The organism is Acidithiobacillus sp., assembly GCF_023255755.1.
Classification (GTDB): domain Bacteria; phylum Pseudomonadota; class Gammaproteobacteria; order Acidithiobacillales; family Acidithiobacillaceae; genus Acidithiobacillus.
The window spans coordinates 24,184-33,539 of the sequence record NZ_JAGDVS010000086.1; the positions used below are offsets into that span (position 1 = coordinate 24,184).

A 9,356-nucleotide genomic window follows, 5' to 3' on the forward strand; every position below is an offset into this window, starting at 1 on the left:
ACCGGCACAACGCGAGCTTGTTCTCATGCCGCATATAGCGGTGGACGCCATGAGCGGAGACAGTGGCCCCTCGACGGTAATCCCTGCCATCAAGGATCTGCTGCAAAATTATCCCGATGTCACTTTTCATCTGGTCGGGGACAGTCATATCCTGAAAAGTGAATTGCAACGCATGCACCTTCAGGATTCGGAGCAGGTGAAAATCCACCATGCCAGTCAGGTGATAGGTATGGATGAGGCACCTTCCCAGGCATTGCGGGGTAAACGCGATTCATCCATGCACATAGCCATTGCCCTGGTTCGCGACGGGCATGCCGATGCAGTGGTCAGTGCGGGTAACACTGGTGCCTTGATGGCTATGGGTAAAGTATTTTTGCGGACTATTCCGGGTATTGATCGTCCGGCGATTGCCGCCTTCCTGCCTACTACCACAGGACGGTTTTTGGCCCTGGATTTAGGTGCCAATGTGGATTGTCACCCTGAACATCTGCTTCAGTTCGCGGTCATGGGCTCGATTCTCGCCGAACGGGTGATGGGTGTGGCCAAACCACGTGTCGGCCTGCTCAATATCGGGTCCGAAGAAATCAAGGGTAATGAGCAGGTCAAGGAAGCTTCTTTGCTGCTGCGTGCGGCACGACTCAACTTCATTGGTAATGTCGAAGGTTCGGACATTTATCGCGGCGTTGCAGATGTGGTCGTTTGTGATGGTTTTGTGGGGAATGTCGCGCTGAAAACTTCAGAAGGACTGGCCAGCATGATCAGTCACGAGTTGCGCGCCAGCTATACGCAAGGGATTTATGGAAAACTGGCTTATCTGGTCAATCGGCCCATCTTGCAGCGACTCAGAAAGCGTCTGGATTCCCGGCAGTATAACGGGGCGACCTTGCTGGGCCTGAATGGGATTGTCATTAAAAGTCATGGTAATGCCGATCGCTACGCCTTTGCGCGGGCGGTGGAAGTCGGCATTGCCGAGGCCAAGCACCGGCTGACCCTGCATATTGCTGAAGTCATTCAGGAAAACCTCAACCCTGTGGTGCGAAACAGCGCGTGAATCCCATTTATAGTCGTATTGCCGCTACTGGCGGATATCTGCCCGAGCGCGTCATGCATAATGCCGATCTCGAACAGATGGTAGACACCAGTGATGCCTGGATTTTTGAGCGTACCGGTATTCGTTCGCGGCATATTGCTGCAGAAAACGAAAAAACCGTTGACATGGCCGAGCACGCCGCCCGGCAAGCCTTACGGGATGCGGATATTCAGGCAGAAGACCTGGATCTCATACTGGTCGCGACTACCACGCCCGATCAGATTTTTCCCAGTACGGCCTGTCTGTTGCAAGCCCGACTGGGTAATCGCGGCGCGCCGGCCTTTGACCTGCAGGCAGTATGTACCGGTTTCATTTATGCTCTGGCTACGGCTGATCAGTTTATTCGCAGTGGTACGGTAAAAACGGCCCTGGTAGTCGGGGTGGAAAGCATGTCCCGCATTGTCGACTGGACCGATCGTTCGACCTGCATTTTGTTTGGAGACGGAGCGGGCGCGGTGGTCTTACGTGCAGATTCGACACCCGGTATCATTTCTACGCATATTCATGCCGATGGAGCCTATGCCGAATTGCTGCAGGTTCCGGAAGGCCGCGATCAATTGACCATGCAGGGTAATGCTGTTTTCCGTATGGCCGTGCGCACGCTGGGGGATATTGTTCAGGAAACTCTGGCAGAAAACCAAATGGGTGCAGAGGATATTGACTGGTTGGTACCCCATCAGGCCAACATCCGCATTATCCAGGCGACGGCCGATAAATTGAATATGCCCATGGATCGGGTAGTGACGACGGTGGAACATCATGGTAATACTTCTGCAGCATCGGTGCCTTTGGCACTGGATGATGCAGCCAGGCGGGGATGCTTCAAGGCCGGGCAAAATCTTCTGCTGGAAGCCTTCGGCGGTGGTTTTACCTGGGGTTCGGCGTTGTTGCGTTGGGCTTGAAGTGTATGTTGCCCACGGGCATCAACTGACAGTTTGCTTTAGGAGGAGTTTCGATTGCACGGCTCTATCGCCTTTGTGTTTCCCGGTCAGGGTTCCCAGTCTGTTCAAATGCTTGCCGATCTGGCTTCTACCCATCCTCTGGTCCAGGAGGTTTTTGCAGAAGCCTCTGACGTATTGGGAGAAGATCTCTGGGCTCTCAGTCAGAATGGTCCCGTCGAAAAACTCAACCAGACCCGCTGGACGCAGCCCCTGATGCTGGCTGCCGGATATGCGGTGTACCGGGTGTGGGAGGAAGAGGGCGGTGCTTATCCTGATTTTGTCGCCGGGCATTCCCTGGGTGAATATACGGCGCTGGTAGTCGCCGACGCGCTGGATTATGCCGATGCGGTTCGCCTGGTGGCCGAACGTGGTCGTTTGATGCAGGAAGCGGTACCGGAGGGGGCCGGTGCAATGGCTGCGGTCATTGGTCTGGCGGATGATGATCTCAAGCGGCTCTGTGCCCAGGAATCTCAGGATAATGTCCTCTCTGCCGCGAACTTTAACGCGCCCGGACAGGTCGTGGTGGCTGGCGAAACCGCCGCAGTGGAAAGACTGGTTGAAGCGGCCCGATCTGCCGGTGCCAAACGGGTCGTTCTGTTGCCGGTCAGTGTCCCCAGTCACTGCAGTTTGATGACTGAAGCGGCTCAACAATTTGCCACAGTGCTGGAGTCGGTCACTTTCCGCGCCCCGAAGGCCATGCTGATCCACAATGCTGACGTGCTGAGTCATACCACGCCCGATAGTATTCGTGCCGTTCTGGCCAAGCAATTATACAGTCCGGTACGCTGGACCGAGACCATTCGTTATCTGGCGCGCCAGGGTGCCCTGACCTTTGTGGAAATGGGACCAGGACGGGTTTTATCCGGTCTTGGCAAGCGGATTGAACCTTCTTTGACCATGCTGCATGTAGAAGATGGTAAAAGCCTCAAGGCTGCTCTGGAGCTGGTTTGATGGGAAGCACACTGGAAAATCAGGTCGCGCTGGTTACCGGAGGCCGTCGCGGTATTGGTCAGGAAGTAGCCCGGGTGCTCGGCAATGAAGGCGCCCTGGTCATTGCTACAGCAACCACCAGCAAGGGGGCTGAGGCCATTTCTGCAAATTTTCAGGCCAGCGGCATCCAAGGACACGGGGTTGTTCTGGATGTCACGGATGATGCGGCGATGGATGCCTGCCTGAAAAAAATTCAAAGTGAGCATGCCGCGCCCAGCATTCTGATTAACAATGCAGGAATCACTCGGGACCAGTTACTGTTGCGCATGAAAGATGAAGACTGGGATGCGGTGATGGCAACCAATTTGCGCGCCGTTTATCGCCTCAGCAAAATTTGTTTGCGCGATATGCTAAAGGCGCGTTTTGGCCGTATAATCAACATAACTTCGGTGGTGGGCAGCATGGGTAACGCCGGACAAAGTAATTATGCGGCGGCCAAAGCGGGCGTAGCAGGTTTTACGCGTGCCCTGGCCAGAGAAGTGGCTGGCCGTCAGGTGACGGTCAATTGTGTGGCTCCCGGCTTTATCAGCACCGATATGACCGAAGGTTTAAGTGAATCTCATAAGGAAGCGCTTTTACAGCAGATTCCAGCAGGTCGCCTGGGTAGTGTCGCCGATGTGGCGGGGGCCGTGGCTTATCTGGCCAGCCCGCAGGCCGGTTATATCACCGGACAAATTCTTCATGTCAATGGTGGCATGTGGATGGGATAAGGTAACGTTGGCTTTACAGGACTGCACCCCTGTGGTCCAATCTCGCCGACAAAAATTTTTAACCAGCAAAGGAGTTTCTCCCAAATGGAAAATGTGGCAGAACGAGTAAAGAAAGTAGTAGTCGAGCAGTTGGGCGTCAATGAAGATGAAGTGACCAATGAGGCTTCCTTTGTGGATGACCTGGGCGCCGATTCTTTGGACACCGTGGAACTGGTCATGGCCCTCGAAGAAGAATTCGACTGTGAAATTCCTGATGAAGAAGCTGAAAAAATTGCTACCGTGCAGCAGGCTATTGATTATGTATCCTCTCACATGCCCGCCAAGGATGCCTGAGACATCGTCTATTTCAGGAACATGAGGAGAACCGACCGTTGAAAAGACGCGTTGTCATTACAGGGCTGGGTATAGTTTCCCCTGTGGGGATCGGTATATCTGCGGCTTGGGATGCCATTGTGCAGGGACGTAGTGGTATTGGTCGCGTCACACGTTTTGATCCTGCCCCTTATAGTTCGCAAATCGCCGGAGAAGTGCGCGGTTTTGATGTCACCCAATACATTCCCAGCAAAGATGCCAAAAAAATGGATTTGTTCATTCATTACGGCATTGTGGCAGCGATGGAAGCCATTGCAGATTCCGGCCTGAAAATCAGTCCGGATATTGCTGAACGGGTAGGTGTTTCGATTGGCAGCGGCATTGGTGGCTTGCCTGGTATTGAGTCCGAACACCAAATTGTTACGGATAGCGGCCCCAGACGTATTTCACCGTTTTTCATCCCGCGTTGTATTGTGAACATGGTCGCGGGACATATTTCCATTATGTATGGTGCCAAAGGCCCGAATATTGCCATGGCTACGGCCTGCTCCACGGGTACCCATTCCATCGGTGATGCCGCTCGGCTCATCGAATATGGGGACGCGGACGTCATGATCGCCGGCGGTGCCGAAGCCGCCATCAGCCCACTGGGCTTGGGTGGTTTTTCAGCATCTCGCGCTCTTTCGACCCGCAATGATGAGCCCGAAAAGGCGAGTCGGCCCTGGGATAAGGATCGTGATGGTTTTATCTTAGGTGAAGGTGCCGGTATCTTGGTCCTTGAAGAATATGAGTTTGCCATGCGGCGTGGTGCCCGTATTTATGGGGAGCTGGCTGGCTATGGTATGAGTTCCGACGCCTATCACATGACCCAGCCCGCAGCTGGCGGGGAGGGGGCAGCCCGGTGTATGCGTGTCGCACTGCATAATGCCGGTTTCCAGCCGGAACAGGTGGGTTATATCAATGCCCACGGCACTTCCACCCCTTTGGGCGATCGTGCCGAGACGGAAGCTGTGCATGCCGTATTTGGAGAGCATGCGCGATCTTTAGCCATGAGTTCCACCAAATCCATGACTGGTCATTTGCTGGGTGCAGCGGGGGGAGTAGAAGCCGTATTTACCACGCTTGCCCTGTATCATGGCATATTGCCGCCGACCATCAATCTGGATACAGCCGATGAAGACTGCGATCTGGACTACGTCCCCTTGCAAGCCCGCCAGCAAAGCGTAGATGTCGCTTTGAGCAATTCTTTCGGTTTTGGTGGTACCAACAGCACTCTCGTATTTCGCCGCCATAGCGACTAATCCGTTCAGTGCGCGTGCAGGCCGTGATGATGAATGGGGTCCCGCAACAATCGGGAGCCTGTCCGGCTGCTATTGATCGCGCTTTTCATTATGGGGATGGTCTGTTTGAGACCATCCCCATCATTCAGGGTAAACCCCTGTTCTGGGATGAGCATCTCCAACGCCTTCAGGCAGGCGCGCAATTATTGCAGATGAATCTACCCGGCTCATTGCCGTGGCTTGAAGATTTTCAGCGCTTGCAAGCGCATGTTTCTTTACCCGATCGCTACGTTCTCAAATTGATTTTAAGTCGTGGTCCGGGAGGGGGTTATGGTATTCCCCGCAATGTCTCCGTCGCCCGTTATCTGTTTGCTTCGGACTGGCCCGAGCGTAGTGCAGCTTATTGGCATCCGGGGATTCTCGCAGATATTTGCTCGGTTCCCCTGTTGACCGGAGCCCCTTATCTGACAGCGAAAACCCTGAATCGTCTGAATCAGGTCATGGCCCGTAATGCCTTGCCGCAGGAATACGCCGAGGGCATCGTCCTCGATCAACAAGGCTTTTTGCGCGAAGGGATTATGTCCAATTTATTTTGGGTTACTGCTGGCATGGTCTATACACCCTCACTGGAGGAGGGTGGTATTGCCGGAATCCAGCGTCAGGCAATTTTGAATTGGCTGCAGACATCGGATATTCCCTGCCAAATCGGGGATTATCGGGCAGAAAACCTGATCGAGGCCGAGGAAATTTTTTTCAGTAACAGTCTGATTGGTATCTGGCCGGTCAGGCGTTTTCAGGATCGTAACCTGGAGGGTAGCCAGGGTAAAATCAGTGCCAAAATACTGCAATGGCAGGCAACACTCGGGCTGGGTCCAACCTGATGCGGCGCATAATCCTGACTTTGCTGCTGGTTATTATTCTCGCTCCGCTGGGCTATTACGGTGTGACCATGTACTTGCCGCAATCTTTTCCCAAGCCGGGAAAGCAGGTCCCTATCCGGCTCGGTAGTGGCACATTGGAAAGTATTCAGATTTTGCACAAGGCGGGTGTTCTGCCTTATCCGCAGATGTTTCGTATGGCCTGGATATTGGCCGGTCGTCCAGTGCTGCAGGCGGGTCTATATGATTTTCAGGGTCATGTTTCGCAGGAGAATATTCTGCAACGTCTGATACATGGGCAATCCCGGCCACTCAATGTGGTCATTATCCCCGGTTGGAATTTGTCGCTGATTCTTCAGGAGTTGCGTTTAAAGTCTCCCTATGTGAACCTGCATGGACTTCCGACGGGCGATCAGGCCGCGCAACAACTGGCTGCCGCAGGAATCGGCGCCCAGGACAGTGCCGAAGGTTGGCTTTTCCCCGACAGTTATCGCTATGTTCCCGGGACTTCAGCCCTGAGTATCCTGAAGCGCGCCTATCAACGAATGGATAAGAATTTACAGCATTTATGGTCGCAACGCGCTCCGGGATTACCCTTGAAAAACCCCTACCAGGCGCTCATTCTGGCTTCTGTGGTGCAAAAGGAAGGAGCGCCTCCCGCACAACAGGCGCATATTGCGGCTGTGTTTTTGAATCGATTACGCCAGGGAATGCCACTGCAGTCAGATCCGACGGTAATTTATGCGCTGGGTAAGCACTATCAGGGGCATTTGACGCCGCAGGAAATGCACGTGTCTAGTGCGTATAATACTTATCTGCATGTAGGGCTCCCGCCAACGCCTATTGCCATGCCCGGCTTAAGTAGTTTACAGGCAGTATTGCATCCGAGTGACAGCCACGACCTGTATTTTATTGCTCAGGGGAATGCCTACCATTATTCGACCAGCTACAATCAACATATCGAGCAGATAAAACGCTATCTGCAACCCACAGCGAGGACGTTTTCATGACAGCCCAGGAATCCACTATCACACCGGGAATGTTCATCACCCTGGAAGGTATTGAAGGCGCTGGCAAAAGCTCTGCCATACCAGTACTGGCGGCTTTTTGTGAAGCTCAGGGATTGAGCGTGGAGCGTACGCGCGAGCCGGGTGGTGGTCATTTGGGTGAAGCCTTGCGCAGCATATTTTTGAATCCGGAATTGGCCCTGGATGTGGAAGCGGAGTTACTTCTGCTTTATGCAGGGCGACGCGACCATTGGTTGAACCGGATTCAGCCGGCGCTGACGGACGGTAAGATCGTCCTTTGCGACCGTTATGAAGATTCCACTTATGCTTATCAGAGTGGGGGCAGGGGATTTCCTCAAGAGCGTATTGCCGAACTGGCGCGCTGGGCTGGCATTACCCGGGCACCGGATTTGACTTTCTGGTTTGATGTTAGCCCGGAACTCGGCGCCGCCCGTATTCGTGCCCGGCGGCCAGATCGTCTGGAACGGGAACAGACCCCATTTTTTACCAAAGCGCGGGCCGTGTTTGCCCAACGTCGGGCGGCCGAACCCCAGCGGATCATCCGCATTGATGCCTCAGCCCCCATGGATCAGGTGCATGCCGCGCTGGAGCAGGCCCTGGCTCCCCGTTTGCGTAAGCATTTTTCATGAAAACTTTTCAGCCAGATCCCCAATCCTGGCAACCCATCCAGGCCTTATTGGCCTCCGGATTACCGCAGGCCATGCTGGCAGTCGGTGATTCCGGTTCTCTGCTGCGTCTGCATCTCGATGCGCTGCAGGCCGCCACGTTGTGTTTCAAGCCGACTGACGAAGGGTTTGCCTGTGAACAATGCCGTTCGTGCAAACTGCTGGCGGAAGGCTCCCATCCGGATTTATGGGTAGCAGCCCCTGAGCCGGGTAAGCAGATAGCCATTGATACCTTGCGTCAGGCCATGGAATGGATTCAGTACACGCCGCAGGTCAGCAACTCGCGCTGGTTGCGCATCGATAATGCCGAAGCCATGACGGTGGCAGCCGCCAACGCCATTCTAAAGACCCTGGAAGAACCCCCCACCCGTGCGCACGTTGTTTTGCATAGTGAACAGGCTTCCCGTCTATTGCCTACCATTCGCTCCCGCCTGCAGCGCATTCCCCTGCCGGAAATGCAGATGGTGCAGTCCATGCACTGGCTGCAACAGCAGGGTGTGGATGCAGAAAATAGCGGCGCTTTGCTCCGTCAATTAGGCAATCGGCCCTTGCGCGCCCTGGAGCTTTGGGAGGCCGGTTGGCTGGAGCAGCGCCAGCAATGGCTGCGTAGTTTGCTGGATTTATCTGGGCAGGGGGTCGTGGCGGCCCTGAAACTTGCGGAGCAATGGAGCAAAAGTTCGGATCTATTTCTGATCCGGGAGATGGTACTGAATGTCCTCGCCGATTTTATGCGTTTGCGACAGGGGCTGCTGGACAGAATCGCTGACCTGGACTATCTAGAAGAGTTGCGACTGAAAGCTCCGGATATTTCGGCGGAAGCGCTGCAGTCCAACCTGGATGGCTGGTTGCAACTGCCATTGACCCTGTCCCAAAACAGTAACGGGATGATGGTCATGGAAAAGTTGCTTTTGGACTGGCTGAAATTGTGGCCAAGGAGGAAAACCCATGGAATTCAAAACTGAACCCAAACCGGGAGGCGCGGCTACCGCGTTGTCTGTAGTATTGCGTGATCCCCAGGCCGTACAGCGTTGCTTTATGTCTGCCATCAAGGGCGGCGGATTACTGGTGGAAACACCTAATCTTCTTCCCATGGGTACTGAAGTGCTGCTGATGATTACCCTGCCCGACAGCCAACCCCGCGCCCCGGTGATGGGTAAGGTTATCTGGGTCACCCCTGTGGAAAACCGCGATGGTCGGCCACCGGCCATCGGCGTCCAGTTTCAGAATGATCGCTCAGGGGTGCTCACGCGCATTCAGAATGCCCTGTCTGGATTGCCCACCCATGGTGATGCAGTGCTGAGTTTTTGACGGGATTTTCTTCAGCTTTTCAGTGTCAGGATTTGCAGTTGCGGGTACCAAGATTTCCGGTCATTGCTCTTTGAGCAAGGTCTGGGTTACACTTCGCAGCCTCAGGAGAGGTGACCGAGCGGCCGAAGGTGCAGCACTGGAAATGCTGTGTACT

At 54.4% G+C, this 9,356-nt stretch carries 11 protein-coding genes; all 11 read left to right on the top strand.

Annotated elements, in window-relative coordinates; genetic code table 11:
- Positions 1 to 25: 25 nt before the first annotated feature.
- The 11 genes from plsX to Q0C48_RS05935 all read left to right on the top strand — a co-directional run bounded on the left by plsX (position 26) and on the right by Q0C48_RS05935 (position 9,202).
- Positions 26 to 1,051, top strand: a complete 1,026-nt coding sequence (gene plsX / locus Q0C48_RS05885; RefSeq protein ID WP_010639782.1) for a phosphate acyltransferase PlsX — start codon at positions 26 to 28, stop codon at positions 1,049 to 1,051.
- Positions 1,048 to 1,992, top strand: coding sequence for a beta-ketoacyl-ACP synthase III (locus Q0C48_RS05890; protein ID WP_291522428.1), 945 nt, complete (start codon positions 1,048 to 1,050; stop codon positions 1,990 to 1,992). Before plsX ends, Q0C48_RS05890 begins: the two co-directional genes overlap by 4 nt.
- A gap of 54 nt (positions 1,993 to 2,046) precedes the next feature.
- Positions 2,047 to 2,982 (top strand): ACP S-malonyltransferase, encoded by a 936-nt coding sequence (gene fabD / locus Q0C48_RS05895; RefSeq protein WP_031572316.1) that lies wholly within the window; start codon positions 2,047 to 2,049, stop codon positions 2,980 to 2,982.
- Complete coding sequence (fabG, locus tag Q0C48_RS05900; protein ID WP_010639789.1) at positions 2,982 to 3,731, top strand: 3-oxoacyl-ACP reductase FabG; 750 nt, start codon at positions 2,982 to 2,984, stop codon at positions 3,729 to 3,731. The genes fabD and fabG overlap by 1 nt, the downstream gene beginning before the upstream one ends.
- Before the next feature lie 84 nt (positions 3,732 to 3,815).
- On the top strand, positions 3,816 to 4,064 hold the full coding sequence (gene acpP / locus Q0C48_RS05905; RefSeq protein WP_010639790.1) for an acyl carrier protein: 249 nt from the start codon (positions 3,816 to 3,818) through the stop codon (positions 4,062 to 4,064).
- Between the two features lie 38 nt (positions 4,065 to 4,102).
- Positions 4,103 to 5,344, top strand: coding sequence for a beta-ketoacyl-ACP synthase II (gene fabF / locus Q0C48_RS05910; protein ID WP_215858880.1), 1,242 nt, complete (start codon positions 4,103 to 4,105; stop codon positions 5,342 to 5,344).
- Between the two features lie 26 nt (positions 5,345 to 5,370).
- Positions 5,371 to 6,204 carry an aminodeoxychorismate lyase gene (gene pabC, locus Q0C48_RS05915; RefSeq protein WP_291522438.1) on the top strand — a complete coding sequence of 278 codons (834 nt, stop codon included), beginning with the start codon at positions 5,371 to 5,373 and terminating at the stop codon, positions 6,202 to 6,204.
- Positions 6,204 to 7,211: an endolytic transglycosylase MltG gene (gene mltG / locus Q0C48_RS05920; protein ID WP_291522440.1), complete on the top strand. Its 1,008-nt coding sequence runs from the start codon at positions 6,204 to 6,206 to the stop codon at positions 7,209 to 7,211. Before pabC ends, mltG begins: the two co-directional genes overlap by 1 nt.
- Positions 7,208 to 7,858: a dTMP kinase gene (gene tmk, locus Q0C48_RS05925; protein ID WP_291522442.1), complete on the top strand. Its 651-nt coding sequence runs from the start codon at positions 7,208 to 7,210 to the stop codon at positions 7,856 to 7,858. The genes mltG and tmk overlap by 4 nt, the downstream gene beginning before the upstream one ends.
- Positions 7,855 to 8,856: a DNA polymerase III subunit delta' gene (locus Q0C48_RS05930; RefSeq protein WP_291522443.1), complete on the top strand. Its 1,002-nt coding sequence runs from the start codon at positions 7,855 to 7,857 to the stop codon at positions 8,854 to 8,856. Before tmk ends, Q0C48_RS05930 begins: the two co-directional genes overlap by 4 nt.
- Complete coding sequence (locus Q0C48_RS05935; RefSeq protein WP_010640182.1) at positions 8,840 to 9,202, top strand: PilZ domain-containing protein; 363 nt, start codon at positions 8,840 to 8,842, stop codon at positions 9,200 to 9,202. The genes Q0C48_RS05930 and Q0C48_RS05935 overlap by 17 nt, the downstream gene beginning before the upstream one ends.
- The last annotated feature ends 154 nt before the right edge of the window (positions 9,203 to 9,356 follow it).